This is a genomic window from Natronincola ferrireducens, assembly GCF_900100845.1.
GTDB lineage: Bacteria > Bacillota > Clostridia > Peptostreptococcales > Natronincolaceae > Natronincola_B > Natronincola_B ferrireducens.
Map to the genome: position 1 here is coordinate 218561 of NZ_FNFP01000002.1, position 17777 is coordinate 236337.

At 32.0% G+C, this 17777-nt stretch carries 21 protein-coding genes; all 21 read left to right on the plus strand.

Features of this window, described 5'->3' with window-relative positions; translation table 11 throughout:
- Positions 1-7 precede the first annotated feature (7 nt).
- Positions 8-658 carry a flagellar brake protein gene (locus BLS22_RS06545; protein ID WP_090552405.1) on the plus strand — a complete coding sequence of 217 codons (651 nt, stop codon included), beginning with the start codon at positions 8-10 and terminating at the stop codon, positions 656-658.
- 1 nt (position 659) lies between these two features.
- The gene (locus BLS22_RS06550; RefSeq protein WP_090552408.1) at positions 660-1751 is read left to right on the plus strand and encodes a protein-glutamate methylesterase/protein-glutamine glutaminase; all 1092 of its coding nucleotides are present in this window, start codon (positions 660-662) and stop codon (positions 1749-1751) included.
- Between the two features lies 1 nt (position 1752).
- A complete protein-coding gene (locus tag BLS22_RS06555) occupies positions 1753-3783 on the plus strand; it encodes a chemotaxis protein CheA (RefSeq protein ID WP_090552412.1) in 2031 nt (676 codons plus the stop codon).
- A gap of 14 nt (positions 3784-3797) precedes the next feature.
- On the plus strand, positions 3798-4232 hold the full coding sequence (locus BLS22_RS06560) for a chemotaxis protein CheW (protein WP_090552415.1): 435 nt from the start codon (positions 3798-3800) through the stop codon (positions 4230-4232).
- Between the two features lie 41 nt (positions 4233-4273).
- Positions 4274-4888, plus strand: a complete 615-nt coding sequence (locus BLS22_RS06565; RefSeq protein ID WP_090552419.1) for a chemotaxis protein CheC — start codon at positions 4274-4276, stop codon at positions 4886-4888.
- A complete protein-coding gene (locus tag BLS22_RS06570) occupies positions 4889-5374 on the plus strand; it encodes a chemotaxis protein CheD (protein ID WP_090552424.1) in 486 nt (161 codons plus the stop codon).
- 28 nt (positions 5375-5402) lie between these two features.
- Positions 5403-6134 (plus strand): FliA/WhiG family RNA polymerase sigma factor, encoded by a 732-nt coding sequence (locus BLS22_RS06575; protein ID WP_090552426.1) that lies wholly within the window; start codon positions 5403-5405, stop codon positions 6132-6134.
- 27 nt (positions 6135-6161) lie between these two features.
- Positions 6162-8024, plus strand: coding sequence for a FapA family protein (locus tag BLS22_RS06580; protein ID WP_090552430.1), 1863 nt, complete (start codon positions 6162-6164; stop codon positions 8022-8024).
- An 11-nt stretch (positions 8025-8035) separates the two neighbouring features.
- Entirely contained in the window at positions 8036-8371 is a 336-nt protein-coding gene (locus BLS22_RS06585) for a hypothetical protein (RefSeq protein WP_090552434.1), read from the plus strand.
- 15 nt (positions 8372-8386) lie between these two features.
- Positions 8387-8851: a hypothetical protein gene (locus BLS22_RS06590; protein WP_090552438.1), complete on the plus strand. Its 465-nt coding sequence runs from the start codon at positions 8387-8389 to the stop codon at positions 8849-8851.
- A gap of 10 nt (positions 8852-8861) precedes the next feature.
- Complete coding sequence (locus BLS22_RS06595) at positions 8862-9326, plus strand: hypothetical protein (protein ID WP_090552442.1); 465 nt, start codon at positions 8862-8864, stop codon at positions 9324-9326.
- 185 nt (positions 9327-9511) lie between these two features.
- Positions 9512-10210, plus strand: coding sequence for a 30S ribosomal protein S2 (gene rpsB / locus BLS22_RS06600; RefSeq protein WP_090552446.1), 699 nt, complete (start codon positions 9512-9514; stop codon positions 10208-10210).
- Positions 10211-10297: 87 nt separating this feature from the next.
- Positions 10298-10945 carry a translation elongation factor Ts gene (gene tsf / locus BLS22_RS06605; protein ID WP_090552449.1) on the plus strand — a complete coding sequence of 216 codons (648 nt, stop codon included), beginning with the start codon at positions 10298-10300 and terminating at the stop codon, positions 10943-10945.
- Positions 10946-11162: 217 nt separating this feature from the next.
- A complete protein-coding gene (gene pyrH, locus BLS22_RS06610) occupies positions 11163-11879 on the plus strand; it encodes a UMP kinase (protein WP_090552454.1) in 717 nt (238 codons plus the stop codon).
- Positions 11880-11907: 28 nt separating this feature from the next.
- The gene (frr, locus tag BLS22_RS06615) at positions 11908-12465 is read left to right on the plus strand and encodes a ribosome recycling factor (protein ID WP_090552458.1); all 558 of its coding nucleotides are present in this window, start codon (positions 11908-11910) and stop codon (positions 12463-12465) included.
- A gap of 2 nt (positions 12466-12467) precedes the next feature.
- Positions 12468-12656: a PASTA domain-containing protein gene (locus BLS22_RS06620; RefSeq protein ID WP_090552461.1), complete on the plus strand. Its 189-nt coding sequence runs from the start codon at positions 12468-12470 to the stop codon at positions 12654-12656.
- Positions 12657-12703: 47 nt separating this feature from the next.
- Positions 12704-13462: an isoprenyl transferase gene (locus BLS22_RS06625; protein WP_090552464.1), complete on the plus strand. Its 759-nt coding sequence runs from the start codon at positions 12704-12706 to the stop codon at positions 13460-13462.
- Positions 13463-13473: 11 nt separating this feature from the next.
- Positions 13474-14256 carry a phosphatidate cytidylyltransferase gene (locus BLS22_RS06630; protein WP_090552468.1) on the plus strand — a complete coding sequence of 261 codons (783 nt, stop codon included), beginning with the start codon at positions 13474-13476 and terminating at the stop codon, positions 14254-14256.
- Positions 14257-14317: 61 nt separating this feature from the next.
- Complete coding sequence (locus BLS22_RS06635; RefSeq protein WP_090553274.1) at positions 14318-15463, plus strand: 1-deoxy-D-xylulose-5-phosphate reductoisomerase; 1146 nt, start codon at positions 14318-14320, stop codon at positions 15461-15463.
- 12 nt (positions 15464-15475) lie between these two features.
- The gene (rseP, locus tag BLS22_RS06640) at positions 15476-16489 is read left to right on the plus strand and encodes an RIP metalloprotease RseP (RefSeq protein WP_090552471.1); all 1014 of its coding nucleotides are present in this window, start codon (positions 15476-15478) and stop codon (positions 16487-16489) included.
- A 233-nt stretch (positions 16490-16722) separates the two neighbouring features.
- On the plus strand, positions 16723-17769 hold the full coding sequence (gene ispG / locus BLS22_RS06645; RefSeq protein WP_090552475.1) for a flavodoxin-dependent (E)-4-hydroxy-3-methylbut-2-enyl-diphosphate synthase: 1047 nt from the start codon (positions 16723-16725) through the stop codon (positions 17767-17769).
- The last annotated feature ends 8 nt before the right edge of the window (positions 17770-17777 follow it).

Below are 17777 nucleotides of genomic sequence, written 5' to 3' on the forward strand. Positions count from 1 at the left end.
AAGACAAATGACTACTTCTATAAATTTTAAGATTGGTGAAAAACTTGAAATTGAGCCTGTGAAGGTGAAGAAGAATACTAATATAAAATCTATTTTTAGTCAATTAGTGGATAAAAAAAATGATTATTTATATATATCTAGTCCAATTAAACACGGAGTACCCTATCCCCTTAACATAGGACAACAGATAAAAATTATGCTTTATCGTGATGAAAAAGGAATGTATTGCTTCACTGGAGAAGTAATAGATAAAATAACCATACATCTTCCGATGTATATTATTGCCCCTTTAAGTGCCCCAGAAAAAATACAGCGTAGATATTATTATCGGCTAAAAACCTTAATAAAAGTAAATATAAGGGTTCTTAACGAAAATGATGTAATAGAGGGCTACACAAAAGATATCAGCGGTGGAGGAATGAAAGTTATTGCAAAAAAAACTGTAGAATTAGGCAAAAAATTGGAATTGAAGGTTTTTTTAAACGACAATAAAGAACTTACAATGGAAGGAGAAGTTATTAGGGTAGTAAGGGACCCTATATCAAATGAGTATGAAGTAGGTGTAAAGTATAGTGATATTAGTGATAACATAAGAAACCAAATAGTTGCTTTTATATTTGCAAAACAAAGAGAACTTCGACAAAAGGGATTGATTTAAAATGATATTAACCCAAAAAACAATAAAAGTGGGGATTGTAGATGATTCACCTTTTATGAGGAAGCTTTTAACAGACATTCTAAACAGTGATAAAGGGATAGAAGTAATAGCAACAGCAAAAAATGGCAAAGAAGCAATAGAGATGATTACAACTTTAAAACCTGATATCATAACTTTGGATATTGAAATGCCTATTATGAATGGTATAGATACATTAAAATATATTATGGAGTATAATCCATTGCCAGTAGTCATGCTAAGCAGCTTAACCTATACAGGAGGAGCAGCTACCATAACTGCCTTAGAACTAGGTGCTGTTGATTTTATTCAAAAACCATCAAGTATATTTATGATTAATGGAGAAAATTCAAAGGCAGAGATAATAAGAAAGGTTAAAAATTCTTATCGTGCAAAAGTAATTCATAGTCCCATAATCCCTTGCAAAGTTAACTGTGAAAATGTTACAAGGCCTAATAAAGCCTTGAGAAATGCAAAGGGAGATTGTGTGAACACTATTGTTGCCATTGCTACTTCAACTGGAGGACCTAGAGCACTGCAGTCTATTATTCCTTTAATACCTAAACATTTTCCAGGAGCATTTTTGATTGTTCAACATATGCCTCCTGGCTTTACAAAATCCTTGGCAGAAAGGTTAAACAGTATTTCTGAGGTTACTGTAAAGGAGGCAGAGGACTCAGAAAAAATTGAAACGGGTCATGTATATATTGCTCCTGGCAATTATCATCTAGGAGTAAAGAAGGATTATTCAAATCAATTATATATTGATCTGTCCCAAGAACCACCTATACTAGGGCATAGACCCTCTGCTGACCTGCTATTTAAGTCATTATCTCAAGGTATTCTAACAAATACTAGGATAATAGGTGTTATTATGACTGGTATGGGCTCTGATGGAACAAAAGGTTTAAAAGCCCTTAAGGAAAAAGCATCACCCTATATTATTGCTCAAAGTGAAGAAAGTTGTGTAGTTTATGGGATGCCTAAAAGTGCAGTTAATTCTGGAGTTGTTGATGAAATAGTTCCATTAGAAGGAATAATGGAAGCTATAGTAAATAGAGTGGGGGTGTCATAGTATGGATATGAATCAATATTTAGACATATTTATGGAGGAATCTAAAGAAAATTTACAAAGCATGAATGATATTTTGATGAAGCTAGAAAATGAACCGAAGGATATGAATTTATTAAACGAAATTTTTAGAATTGCCCATACTTTAAAAGGGATGTCTGGGACCATGGGTTTTACTAATATCGCCAGCTTAACCCATGAGATGGAGAATATTTTAGATGATGTACGAAATGGCACTATCGATATGAACCCAGAGGTAATAGATTTGTTGTTTGAATGCTTCGATGAATTAGAAAAATATGCAAATCATATTGATGAATACAACAATGAAGGTGATTTAGACTCTCATATATTAATAGAAAAGTTAAAAGATCTATCAAATATGAGGGGGGGAGAAACAAAAACTATGGATAAGGGAGAGAAAATCCTTCTTCAAGATGCTCCTCATATTAAAATAAACAAATATGTAGATAGCACTGTTCAAAGGGCAATTGAAAAGGATTTCAATGCATTTTTAATTAAAATCACCCTAGATGAAAAGTGTATGCTTAAGTCTGCAAGGGCTTACATCGTTATTAGCACCCTTGAAAAATTAGCAGAAATCATTCATGCTGAGCCAGACATAGAGGATATAGAGGATGAAAAATTTGATTTTTCCTTTGAGCTGATTATCATTACAAAACACAATGAAGAATATATTTACAAGGAACTTGAGGGTATATCAGAAATACAGTCTATAGAATTTACTAATCTTCAAGATAGAACGTACTCAATTGAGTTAAATGGTGGAGATGATAAAGCTGAGGCTAGTCTTCTTGAAAATCATGGAAAAACAAGTAATGATATGCCAAATAACCTTCAAGAAGAGACAAATAACAAAAAATCTAAAACTGGAAAGACAGTAAGAGTTGATATAGATAGACTTGATAATCTAATGAACTTAGTTAGTGAATTAATTATTATAAAAACAAGATTAGAAGATATTGATGATACAGATAAGAAACATGGAATGAATGAAGCCACTGAGCATTTAGAAAGAATTACTACCAGCTTACATGATGCAGTTATGAAGGTAAGGATGGTACCTATTGAAAGGGTATTTAATCGCTTTCCTAGAATGGTAAGGGATTTGTCTAAGGAATTAGATAAAGAAATTTCTTTAATTCTAACAGGTGCTGAGACAGAAGTAGATAGAACGGTTATAGATGAGATAGGAGATCCTCTTATTCACTTGATTAGAAATGCTATTGATCATGGCATTGAAAATGCTGAAACTAGGATAAAATCCAACAAAAACAAAAAAGGGGTTGTAAAGCTTTCAGCATATCCAGATGGGAATAGTGTCGTCATTGAAGTAGAAGATGATGGAAAGGGCATAGATGTAGAAAAAGTTAAAGCTAAAGCTATAGAAAAAAATATTATTTCTATACAACAAAGTCAGTTAATGGAAGATCATGAAATAATTCAGTTGTTATTTGCACCTGGTTTTAGTACCGCTGATAAAATTTCTGATATATCTGGTAGAGGAGTAGGGTTAGATGTTGTGAAAACCAAAATAGAAGCTTTGGGGGGTGTCGTAGAAGTTAACTCTAATCTAGGAAAAGGAAGTAAGTTCGTTATTAGACTTCCATTGACACTAGCTATCATTCAAGCTCTTCTTGTTATTACTGGTGATGAAAAATATGCTATTCCTTTGAATAATATTAAAGAGATTACAACGATTGATGTTAAAAATATTAGAAAGGTACAAGATAATGAAGTAATATTATTTAGAAATAGCACATTACCTATTTTAAGGCTATCAAATCTATTAAACATACCTAATTCCCAGGAAGACAAAGAAGAAATTACAGTTGTAATTGTAAGAAAAGGCGATAAAATCGTGGGAATAGTAGTAGATGAACTAATTGGACAACAAGAGATTGTTATAAAGTCTTTAGGAAAGTTTCTTTCTAATATAAAAGGTATTGCAGGGGCTACAATATTGGGTAATGGATCTGTGGCATTAATTATTGATACTAATTCATTTTTTTAAAGAGGTGAGATAAATTGAATAGTTATGAAGAGACAATAAATCAGTTTGTTATATTTAAGTTGGATGAAGAATATTATGGGATTCCTATTAATATTGTTGAGACAATTGAAAAAGTTACAGAAATTACTCGTCTTCCTAACGCCCCACATTATGTAAAAGGAGTGATTAATCTTCGGGGAGAAGTAGTTCCTATAATTGACTTGAGAAAAAGATTCAACATGGAAAAGGGGGAGCTATCAGATGAGTCCAGAATTATTATTTTATCCTTAGAGGAAATGATAATTGGCATGTTAGTTGATAGTTCATCAGAGGTTTTAACAATTGAACAAAATGACATTGATAATTCCAGCAATCTAATCGGTAGCTTCGAAGAAGATTACATTAAAGGTATAGGCAAGGCTGGAGATAGAATGATTATTATTTTAGACATAATAAAAGTAATAAGTTAAAGCACTTACTCAACACGAGGAATGGAGGTGTATTTAATAAGATGTTAAATGTTGAAGATTTGAATAGTATCCATCTTGATGTTTTACGAGAACTTGGCAACATTGGATCGGGGAATGCTGTAACTGCTTTAGCTAAGATGTTGGACAAAAAAATTGATATGGAAGTTCCAATGGTTAAAATATTAAATTTTCATGATGTCAGCAATACCTTAGGAGGAGAAGAGAAAGTAGTAGCAGGGATATATTTTGATGTAAGCGGCGATATAACGGGAAACATTATGTTTTTATTAGATATTATGTCATGCAAAGTATTAACTGGAATGCTTATGGGTAGAGAAGATTATGTTAAAGAGTTAGATGAGATGGATCGTTCAGCATTACAGGAAATAGGAAATATTTTATCGGGATCATATATCTCGTCTCTATCATCTCTTACGGGCTTAAATCTAAACCTTTCAATTCCTTCTCTGTGCATCGATATGGCTGGAGCTATTCTAAGTGTTCCAGCAATTCAGTTTGGTTGCATAAGTGATAAAGTATTACTAATAGAAACAAAGCTAAGGGAGGGCAATGACTTAGTAAAGGCTAATTTTTTTCTTATACCTAATGCCGAATCTTTTAGTGTCCTATTAAAAAGTCTGGGAGTGTATGGTTAGATGCAGAATATAATAAAGGTTGGTATGGCAGATTATAAAATTGCGAAACATCCAGAAATATTAACTACATTAGGACTAGGTTCCTGTGTAGGCATAGCTTTATATGATACAAAGGTTCAAGTTACAGGTTTAGCTCATATTATGCTTCCTTGTAGCAAACAAATTAAGAATAATAGTAACAAAGCAAAATTTGCAGACACAGCAATTAGTATGCTAGTAGAAGAAATGATTAAGGATGGTGCAAGCAGCAATAGAATTATAGCCAAAATAGCTGGAGGGGCACAGATGTTTTCCTTTGGAAACAATAGTGATGTCATGAAAATTGGTCAAAGGAACGTGATTGCCACGAAAGAAATTTTAGAAGGCTTTAAGATCCCTCTTATAGCAGAAGATACAGGAGGGAACTTCGGGAGAACAATAGAGGTTTATTCAGATACTGGGAAGATGTTCATTAAAACAATAGGATATGGTGTTAAAGAAATTTAAGAGACTATATAGGCCAGGAGGTTTTAAAATGACATATCAAAGCCTATGGCAACAGTATAAAAAGTGTAATGATTTAGACGCTAAAAATCAACTAATTGTCAAATACATTGAACTGGTTAAGGTGATTGCTGGCAGGCTATATACTACCTATGGTTCTAATATAGAGTTTGATGATCTAGTAAGCTATGGCATATTTGGATTGATAGATGCAATAGAAAAGTTTGATATGGATAAGAAAGTAAAATTTGAAACCTACGCTCAGATTCGTATTAGGGGAGCTATTATTGACCAAATAAGAAACCTGGATTGGATTCCAAGATCTATAAGACAAAAATCAAAATTGATAGAAGAAGGATACAATAATTTAGAGAATAAACTAGGGAGAACTGCAACTGATATAGAAATAGCTCAGGAACTAAATCTATCTCTACAGGAATTCTATACAATCCTCCACCAGGTCCATAGCTTTAATATAATATCATTGGAAGAAAAACTATATGATAGTAACATAATAGACTATAAAAACTATGAGTCGGAAAATTCACCTGAAGATATTGTTTGCAACAATGAAGCTTATGGAAATTTACAGCATAACATAGAGGGACTCCCTAATCGTGAAAGACAGGTTATTTCTCTATATTACTATAATGAATTAACCTATAAGGAGATAGGAAAGCTTTTAGGAATATCAGAATCTAGAGTTTCACAACTGCATTCTAAGGCCATAGCTAGATTGAAATCAAAAATAACAGTTCTATAGAATTAGATTAAAAAAGGGGGGAGAAGAATGAGTAAAAAATTTATTGTTATTGAGGGCCATAGCTATGAAAATGCATTGAATAAAGGATTGAGGGAATTAAAGATAACCGAGAAAGATGTAAATGTTGAAGTTTTGGAAGAAAAAAAATCTTTTATTTTTAGAAAAGATTATATTAAATTGAAAATAACCTTAAAGGAAGAAGTTACAGAAAATCCACTAGTAAATATAACTGATGAATTAGAAAAAGAAGCAAATGAAACTTTTCTTCATTGTCATAATGATAAGATTCATAGAGAGCATGAGAAAATCTTTGAAATCAACTATCTCCCTGATGGAGTCTACCTTAGTATTACTAAGTCTATATCAGAAAGCAATCAAGAAGTAAGACAAAAAATTATTGATTATTTGGAAAAAAAGTCTATTGAAGACTTTGAAATAGAGGCTATTGATACATATTTTAGTGAAAACATTAATAAGCCAATGAAAATTGCTCCCTATCAGGTAGAAAAACTCATTGATGGTGATGTAGTTATTGAAATCTCTAAAAACAAACTTGAGGCCTATATATCTATTACTAAAGCTGACGGAGGAAAAGCCGTTACATTTGATGTAGCCAAAGAAAAGTTAAAGGACAAAGGGATTGTATATGGTATAGATGAAGAAAAATTGCAAACGATTATAGAAAACAATTTGTTTCATACAAAAATGCTTGTTGCTCAAGGGAAGAAGCCAGAAGCCGGCAAGGATGGAAGTCTACGACATCACTATGATACAGATGGAGAAATTAAACCTAAAATATTAGAAGATGGAACAGTGGATTTTAAACAATTAAATCTAGTAAAAAACGTGAAAAAAGGACAACTACTAGTTGAAATTATTCCCCCTACTGAGGGTGTTGCAGGGATAAATATTTTTGGAGAAGAAATTCCCCCTCAAAAAGGAAAGGCAGCAAAACTAATCAAAGGGAAAAACATTATAGAAAGTGAAGATGGATTAAAAGTTTATGCTGCTACAGAAGGTCAAGTTCACACGAAGGATGGAAAATTACAGGTAAGTGAGATTTATGAAATTGTAAAAGATATCGATAATGGAACTGGAAATATTAAATTCAATGGCAAAGTCATTGTTAAGGGGAATGTTAAGTCAGGCTTTACTGTTGAAGCTGAAGGGGATATAGAAGTAAATGGTGTAGTAGAAGGGGCTACCCTATTAGCTAAGGGCGATATCATTTTAAATAGAGGTATACAGGGCAATAATCAAGCATATTTAGAGTGTAATGGAAACTTGATAGCGAAATATATTGAAAATAGTAGAATTAAAAGTTTGGGTAATATAGAGGCAGACTGTATATTACACAGCAATGTTGTTGCTAAAGAAGCTGTGAAGGTACTAGGTAAAAAAGGTTTAATTGCTGGAGGACATATTCGAGCTGGTAAAGAAGTAAGTGCTAAAATAATTGGTTCTCATATGGGTACTGTGACGAAGATAGAAGTAGGTATTGATCCTGATGATAAAGCAAAACATGAAAAAATTAAGGAAGAAATTGTGGAAATTGAAAAAAACTTAATTAATTTAAAAAAGACTATAGAACTATTAAATAAGACAGGGAAAAATTCAGGTTTGGAACAAAACAAGAAAGAATTTTTAATAAAATCCATAAAAACCTATGATTACTTAAAGGGTAAGCACGGAACAATGTCAGAAGAATTTAAAATGCTAGAATTTAAAATGCAGAATTTATCAATAGGCAAAATACATGTTATGGGTAAAATGTATCCAGGAGTAAAAGTAGGGATATCAAATGCAGTAAAACACATATATGATGAATTAAATAGAAGTACATTGTATAAAAAAGAAGGGGAAATAGTAATCGGTCCCTATGAAAAATAGGTGGTGATAATATGTCAATAAAACCCATTGATTATCATCTAACTATGAAGAACATAATATATGAAGCAAAGGATAAACACAATGATTTTAATAGGATAAAAGAAACAAATGCTTATTTGCAAAACAATGAAAAAATAGAATTTCAAAGAAATAAAAACAGAATCAAACAGACAGAGGAAACAGAAGGAAAAAAGATCAATAACGAAAATAAACAACAGTCAAAAGAACAGAAAAAAAAATCACCCTGTAATAGAAAAACTCAAGATGATTGTATGCAAAAGGAAAGTAAGTCCAGCAAAGTAGCTATAGATGGGAATAAAGGTATAAAAATAGATATATTTATATAAATATAGAGGTGTATTATGGATTATAATAGCATTATCATATTGATAGGAAGTATAATCATTATTGTTGCATTATATTTTTTGTTAAGAAACAAGAAGGAAGATTTTTATGGAGAGTATATAACTACATCCCCTCTCAATGAAAATCACATAAAAGATTTTGAAAGATTAATTAGAGAAGGGAACCAGAAAACAATTGATGAAATTAACAGATTAAAGTTGGAAATTAGAGAACTAAAGAAACATGTAAAAACAATGGAAAATCTAATAGAAGAACACAAAAAAGATGATAGTTTACAGAATGAAAATTTTAATAATATGGAAGAAGAAAACTTTAATTATTTATTAAATTACAATAAATTTATTCATAAAAACAAAGATGTTATAGAATTATTTAAAAATAATAAAACTCCTGAAGAAATTGCAAGAATATTAAATAAAAGCATTAGAGAAGTTGAAATGGTAACTAAACTGGTAAAATGAGGTGAAGTGTTTGAAACATTTTTCTATTCAGAGCTTAGTTATAGGAATAGGAATGGGGATGATTATTACATCCAGTATAAATATATTACATAATGGTCAAAATGATATAAATATACTTGATAACAATGAAAACTCATTAGTTGTAAATTCCCAAGACAATAGAGGGGTTCCTATAATTGCCGAAGAGTCTCATAAAAAACCTTATGAGAATGCAGAAAAAGCTAATAACATCAATAATGAAGAAAATAAAACAATTAAAGATCAAGAATATATAGAGATATTTATAAAAAAGGGATTAAATAGTAAAGAAATAGCAAAAATATTAGAGGAAAAGAAAATCATTGATAATAGCGATGATTTTCTACTATTAGCAAAGGAACTGAAGGTCACAAATTTATTAAGGCATGGATTTAGAAAGATACCTGTTAATAGTTCCTTAGAAGAAATAATAGAAATTTTGATGGAAATACAATAATAAATATATAATAAATTGACAATAATTATGATAGATTTACAAAATAAATATTGCTTAATGCTTGACAGTATGTTAGAATACAAAAGGTGATAAAACACACATCTTATAATCTGCTTAGTAGTGCCTATATAGGTCCTAGGTTGAAATGATTAAGATGGAGGAAAAAAACTAAAGGAGGCAATAAAATGTCAGTAATTTCTATGAAACAATTATTAGAAGCTGGTGTTCATTTTGGACATCAAACAAGAAGATGGAACCCTAAAATGGCAGAATATATTTTCACAGAAAGAAATGGTATTTATATCATTGACTTACAAAAAACCGTGAAAAAAGTTGAAGAAGCCTATGATTTCATTAGGGAATTAGCTTCAGAAGGAAAAACCATTCTTTTTGTAGGCACAAAAAAACAAGCCCAAGAAGCAATTGAAGAAGAAGCAAAAAGGGCTGGTATGCATTATGTTAATCAAAGATGGTTAGGTGGTATGTTAACCAACTACAATACAATTAAAAACAGAATTAATCGTCTTCGTGAATTAGAGAAAATGCAAGAAGATGGTACATTTGATGTGTTACCTAAAAAAGAAGTAATAAAGCTTAAAAACGAAATGGAAAAGCTAGAAAAATTCTTGGGTGGTATTAAAGACATGGCTCAAATGCCAAGTGCTCTTTTTGTAGTAGATCCAAGAAAAGAAAGAATAGCTATAAAAGAAGCTCATATATTAGGATTACCTGTAGTATCTATTGTTGATACTAATTGTGATCCTGATGATGTTGATTACGTGATTCCTGGAAATGATGATGCTATTCGAGCTGTAAAGTTAATAACAGCTACAATTGCAAATGCAATCTTAGAAGGAAAACAAGGATATCAAACTGAAGAATAGTAAACAAGAAACAATAATCAAGGTAAGGGTTTAGGGAAATTTTCCTTACATCCTTACCTTTAAAAATACTTTAGGGAGGCGTTATAAATGAATATTACTGCAGCCATGGTAAAAGAGCTTAGAGAGAAAACTGGAGCAGGTATGATGGATTGTAAAAAAGCACTAGCAGAAGTTGAAGGAAACATGGAAAAGGCTGTTGAAATTTTGAGGGAAAAGGGACTAGCTGCTGTTGCTAAGAAGGCAGGAAGAGTTGCAGCTGAAGGATTAGTAGAGGCATACATACATGGTGGTAGAATAGGTGTGTTAGTAGAGGTAAATTCAGAAACAGACTTTGTTGCTAAAAATCAGGAATTTAAAGAGTTTGTAAAAGATGTAGCTATGCAAATAGCTGCCACTAATCCTTTATATGTAACAAAAGAAGAAGTACCACAAGATGAAATTGAAAAAGAAAAAGAAATTTTAAGAAAACAAGCTTTAAATGAAGGAAAGCCAGAAAAAATTGTTGATAAAATGGTAGAAGGAAGAATTGAAAAATATTATAAAGAGGTTTGCTTATTAGAACAATCCTTTGTTAAAAATCCTGATATCACTATTGGGGAGTTATTAACACAAAAGGTTGCTAAAATAGGTGAAAACTTGAGTATTAGAAGATTTGTAAGATTTGAAGTTGGGGAAGGAATAGAAAAAAAATCTGAGAATTTTGCAGAAGAAGTTGCAAAGCAAATCGGACAGTAATTTTGATAGGAGAACACTTTCGTGTTCTCTTTTAAAATAAAGACGCTGTTAAAGAAAAATATTGATATTTTTATAGAACCATTTAATACAACCAAAATAGAAAATAATAAAATTATAGATAATTTAATGTGTGAAATAGTTTTTTTTAGTAAAAACTATATGTAAATTAAAGGATTTTTTCGCTAACTGTAGAAATAATTAGATTGGAGGCATATCTATGAAAAAACCTCTATATAAAAGAGTATTATTAAAGCTGAGTGGAGAAGCTCTTGCTGGAGAAAAAGGCTTTGGCTTAGATACAGATACAATAAACAAAATTGCTCTTCAAATTAAAGCAATTACCCAAGAGGGAGTAGAAGTTGCTGTTGTTGTCGGCGGAGGTAACTTCTGGAGAGGAAGAAGTGGAGAAGGTATGGATAGAACAACGGCTGATTATATGGGAATGATGGCCACTGTTATTAATTCTTTAGCTTTGCAAGATGCTCTAGAAAATATTGATATCGTAACAAGAGTACAGACAGCTATTGAAATGCGCCAAATTGCAGAACCTTATATTAGAAGGAGAGCCGTAAGACATCTAGAGAAAAACAGAGTAGTTATTTTTGCAGCTGGAACTGGAAATCCATATTTCTCAACAGATACCACAGCTGCCTTAAGAGCAGCTGAAATTGAGGCGGATATTATTTTACTAGCTAAAAAAGTTGATGCAGTATATGACAAAGATCCACATATAAATAGTGATGCCAAGAAATTTGAAGAATTGACTTATCTAGATGTTTTAAAGCTAGAGTTAAAAGTTATGGACTCCACAGCCACTTCTTTATGTATGGACAATAAAATACCAATAAAGGTATTCAGTCTAGATGAAGCAGAAAATATTGTCAAGGTTATTCATGGTGAAAAAATAGGAACCTATGTCCATAGTGATATTTAAAAAAGCTATATAAAAGGGAGGAGAAAAAATGTATTTAGATGCACATAAGAATTTAGAAGAAAAAATGAACAAAACCTTAAAAGTACTGAAGGATGATTTTAACAGCATAAGAGCTGGTAGGGCAAATCCAGCTATGCTTGACAGATTGACTATTGACTACTATGGAACTGTTACACCAATAAAACAAGTTGCTTCTATAGCAGCTCCTGAGCCAAGATTAATAACGATTCAACCCTATGATCCATCAATTATAGGAGCTATTGAAAAAACTATTCAACAATCGGATTTAGGAATCAACCCATCTAATGATGGTAAAATTATTAGATTAAATATTCCACAACTAACAGAGGAAAGAAGAAAAGACCTAACAAAAATTGTTAAGAAAACAGCAGAAGATAGTAAGGTTGCTATTAGAAATGAGCGTAGGAATGGCAATGATGCACTAAAGAAAATGCAAAAAGATGGCGAACTTACAGAGGATGAGTTAAAATTAGCTCAAGAGGAAGTTCAAAAGATTACCGATAAGTTTATAAAACTAATTGATGAGATGACAGAGAAAAAAGATAAGGAAATTTTGGAGGTATAATATTGAAGATAATACCTGATTTATTAGGTTATAGAATTGAAGATGCTTTAGCTTTAATAAATACAAATTCCTTTAAAATTAACATTCAGGAGAGCAAAGGTAAAAAATGGAATGAGCAGGGACAAGCTAGAGTTATACGGTTAAAACAGCTAACAAAGGATGAAATAGAGCTTATAATATCTTATTTTTAAGCCCCCTCCCAAGGGGGTTTAAAAATAGCTGAGGTGATTGTAGCATAATGAATATATCTGAAAAAATTACTGTTAGAGACAACTTGAAAAATTTACATAATGATGGAGATAATATGCCTCAACATATAGGTATTATTATGGATGGTAACGGGAGATGGGCAGAAAGCCGAAAACTTCCAAGAACCCTAGGTCATAGGGCAGGGGTAGATGCAATAAGGGATATAATCACTAAAGCATCTAATTTAGGTTTACAATATTTGACCTTGTATGCCTTTTCAACTGAAAATTGGAAAAGACCGGAAGCTGAAGTGTCTGCATTGATGAAATTATTAATTGAGTATTTAAAAAAAGAAGTAAGGGAATTACATAAAAACAATGTAAGAATTCATACAATAGGAGATATAACGAAATTTCCAGAGTCTGTTAGGGAGGAAATTAGTAGAGCTAAAGAGTTAACAAGCGGTAATAATGGGCTGTGTGTTAATATTGCATTAAATTATGGCAGTCGGGATGAAATCGTAAGAGCTGTGAAAAAAATCAGCAATAAAATACTATGTAAAGAGATGGATTTGAAAGATATAGATGAAGATCTAATTAGTATACATTTGGATACTGGAGGTATACCACAGGTTGACTTACTTATAAGAACCAGTGGAGAATATAGATTAAGCAACTTTTTATTATGGCAATGTGCTTATGCTGAACTTTGGTTTACTGATGTTTATTGGCCAGATTTTAATGGAGAACATTTAGTAAAGGCTATTCATGATTTCCAAAATAGACAAAGAAGATTTGGTGGAGTTTAGGAGGGGATGACATGTTAAAAAGAATAATTAGTGGTGTTGTGGGAATTCCCTTGTTAATTTTCATCGTACTTTATGGGGATTTACCTTTATACTTAGCAACGATGCTAGTAAGTTTAATAGGCTTAGGAGAGTTTTATCATGCAATGACTTTTAAAGAGTATAACCCCATATCTTACATAGGCTATGGTGTTGGTATAGCTTTATTGACAATTTTCTATTTTTCACTGAATCTGGAACTTATCTTTTTACTTATTTTTATAGCTACAATTATTTTAAGTGGCATTTTATTATATAACTCTAAACATACAATTTTAGATATAAGTGTTACCCTTTATGGAGTTCTTTATGTTCCACTATTTTTAGGGCATATTATTTTAACAGATAAGCTAAATAATAGCTATATCATTTGGTTGATTTTTATAATTGCTTGGGCGACAGATACCTTTGCATATTTTGGAGGATGTTTTTTTGGAAAAACAAAGCTATGTCCATCAATCAGTCCTAAAAAAACAGTTGAAGGGGCTATTAGTGGTATTTTAGGGAGTATAATTGTTAGTAGCATATTTGCCTATATTTTTTTCATAGAATATATTGTAATGGTAGGTTTTTTAGGATTTTTTGGAAGTATTATTGCTCAAGGAGGAGATTTGACTGCTTCTCAAATCAAACGGTACGTAGGAATTAAAGATTTTGGAAATTTAATTCCAGGTCATGGAGGAGTGTTAGATAGATTTGATAGTATTTTATTTACTGCTCCGATTGTCTATTATTTCTTTGCTTTATTGGTAAAATAGTAATGGAAATAAGCATGGCCTCAAGCAATGCTTATTTTATTGGATACGAGGTGAAAAAATGATAAAAAAAATTAGTGTTTTAGGCTCTACTGGCTCCATTGGTAAACAAACGTTAGAAATTGTAAGGGAACATCCTGATAAATTTGAAATAGTTGGTTTAGCTGTAATGAAGAGTATAGATGATTTAGAGGCTCAAATCAATGAATTTAAACCTAAAATTGTAGCAGTTTTTGATGAAGAAAGAGCAAAAACATTGATTAATAGAATATCCGGTAACACTCAGGTACGATGGGGAATCAAAGGTCTTATAGAGGTTGCAACCTATTATGAAACGGAAGTGGTTTTAAATTCGGTGGTAGGTAGTGTGGGATTAATTCCTACTCTTGAAGCAATAAAAAATAAAAAAACAATTGCATTGGCCAATAAAGAAACTTTAGTAGCTGCCGGAGATCTAGTGATGAAGGAATGTAAAAACAATGATGTAAATATGATTCCTGTAGATAGCGAGCACTCTGCAATACTTCAATGTTTGCAAGGAGAAAAAAGTGCAAATCTTGACAAAATCATATTAACAGCTTCTGGGGGACCCTTCAGAAACTGGTGTTATGATGATATAAAGCAAGTAACTTTTAAAGATGCATTAAAACATCCTAATTGGAGTATGGGGAAAAAAATATCCGTTGATTCCTCTACCTTAATGAATAAGGGTTTAGAGGTTATAGAAGCTAAATGGTTATTTGACGTGGATGTGGAGAAAATAGAAGTAGTTATTCACCCCCAAAGTATTATTCATTCCATGATAGAGCTAAAAGACGGGTCCATTATTGCTCAGCTAGGAGTACCTAATATGAAGCTACCAATTCAATATGCCTTATCTTACCCTGACAGAATTCAGGGAGAGGTGACAAAACTAGATTTTAAAAAATTTCATACTTTAACCTTTGAGGAACCAGACCTTAAAAGATTTCCTTGTTTAAGTTTAGCTTATGAGGCTATTAGGATAGGAGGAACAATGCCCTGCGTCCTAAATGCAGCAAATGAGATGTTAGTAGATTACTTTTTAAAAGATAAGGTGAACTTTTATGATATTCCTTATTATATAGAAAAAGCTATGGAAAAGCATAGGCCTTTTTCATATCAATCGGTTGAAGAACTTTTGGAAGTGGAGGCATGGGTTAGAGCTTGGATTATAAATGAATTGAGATAGGATGGTGTTTGTATGATTACTACGGCGGTTACAGCGATAATTGTATTTGGATTACTAGTGTTTTTTCATGAATTAGGTCATTTTAGTGTAGCAAAAATAGTAGGTATTAAGGTTCATGAATTTGCTATAGGTATGGGACCTAAGATCTTGAAATATACAAAGGGAGAAACAGATTACTCTGTAAGAATTTTACCTATTGGCGGCTATGTAAAAATGGAGGGGGAAGATGAAGTATCTAATGACAGTAGAAGCTTTAGCAAAAAAACTGTAGGACAAAGAATAGCAGTAATTTTTGCAGGACCCCTTATGAATTTTATTTTGGCCATTGTATTATTTGTTATTATTTTTTATAATATCGCTGGTGTTCCTACTACTACTATCCAAGAAGTAATAGACCAATCCCCAGCAGAGGCGGCAGGGCTTTTGCGGGAAGATAAAATTATTACCATTAATGATGACGAAGTAAAGGATTGGGATCATTTAGTCCAAGAAATAAACACTTCTAAAGGAGAGCCCTTGAAAATTGGATTCATAAGGGATAATAAAAAAATTGAAAAAGTTGTAGCACCTGAAAGTGTAGAAAATGAAGATAGATTTATGATTGGTATTATTCCAACTACTGAAAAGTCAATGTCTTTAGCAATAAAGGGAAGCTACGGCCAAACACGAATGATTATTAGGGAAATGGGTGGTTTTTTTAGAAGATTGGTTACTAGGCAGGCCACAACAGCAGAAGTTGTAGGACCAGTAGGTATTATTAGCTTAGTAGGTCAAGCTAGTAGAGATGGGTTGTATAATGTATTATTTTTAGCAGCTTTAATTAGTATTAACTTGGGAATTGTCAACTTACTTCCTATACCTGCACTAGATGGGAGCAGAATTTTGTTTTTAATATTTGAATTATTTAGGGGTAAACCAGTTGATCCAGAAAAAGAAGCTTTTGTTCATATGATAGGATTAGCACTATTGATGCTACTAATGATTATTATTACCTATAAGGATATTCTAACCTTTATTCAAGGTTAGAAATCCTTAATATAGTAGGTCTAGTGAAAAAATATTCTTATTAAAATGTAAAAATCCTTGTCTATATAAAAACCCATCAATAAAGATTAATAAAAAATAGTAACTAAGCAACGTCTTCTTTACTCATGGGGGAAACCATAGGATGCTTGGCTTTTATCAAGCTTTAATAGTCAATATTTATATAGATGTAGTTCTATAACAGTTATCAATGCTAAAGCTAAGGGTGATATAAATTGAGAAGAAATACAAAAGTAGTTAAATGTGGCAATGTTTATATTGGTGGGGATAATCCAGTATCTATTCAGTCTATGACCACAACCGATACAAGAGATACTGTATCCACCATTGAACAAATAAAAAATTTACAGCAGGCTGGGTGTGATATTGTTCGCCTAGCAGTGCCCAACATGGAAGCAGCCCATGCTTTAAAAGAAATTAAATCTCAAATAGCTATTCCTATTGTTGCAGATATCCACTTTGATTATCGTTTAGCACTAGAGTCTATAAAACAAGGGGTAGATGGCCTAAGACTAAATCCTGGGAATATAGGTGATAAGGCTAGGGTAAAAGAAATAGTAGAAGCAGCTAAAGAAAGGGATATTAAAATAAGAATAGGCGTAAATGCTGGTTCCCTTGAAAAAATTTTTCTAGAAAAATATGGACACCCTACTGCTGAAGGGATGGTTGAAAGTGCCTTATCCCATGTAGAAATATTAGAAGAAATGAATTTTTCTAATATTGTTATATCTTTAAAAGCTAGCGATATCGATTTAACAGTTGAAGCATATAAACGAATTGCTGAAAAAGTTGATTATCCACTACATTTGGGGATAACTGAAGCTGGGACAGTATGGAGTGGAACAATAAAATCCTCTATTGGAATCGGTGCTTTATTGCTCATGGGAATCGGTGACACAATAAGGGTGTCCTTAACAGGGGAGCCGGTAGAGGAGATAAGAGTAGGAAAAGAAATATTAAAAGCTTTAGGCTTAGTAAGAAATGAAGTTACAGTTATTTCATGTCCTACCTGTGGAAGATGTCAAATTGATTTAATTCATGTTGCAAATGAAGTTGAAAAAAAACTAAGTAATTTAAAAAAACCACTAAAGGTTGCTATTATGGGGTGTGCTGTAAATGGGCCAGGAGAAGCTAGAGATGCAGATATAGGGATTGCTGGTGGTATTGATTCGGCACTTTTATTTAAAAAAGGAAAAATCATTAAAAAAATTCCAGAAAAGGATATTATAGCTACATTACTAAGAGAAATAGAAAATTTGTAGCAAAGGAG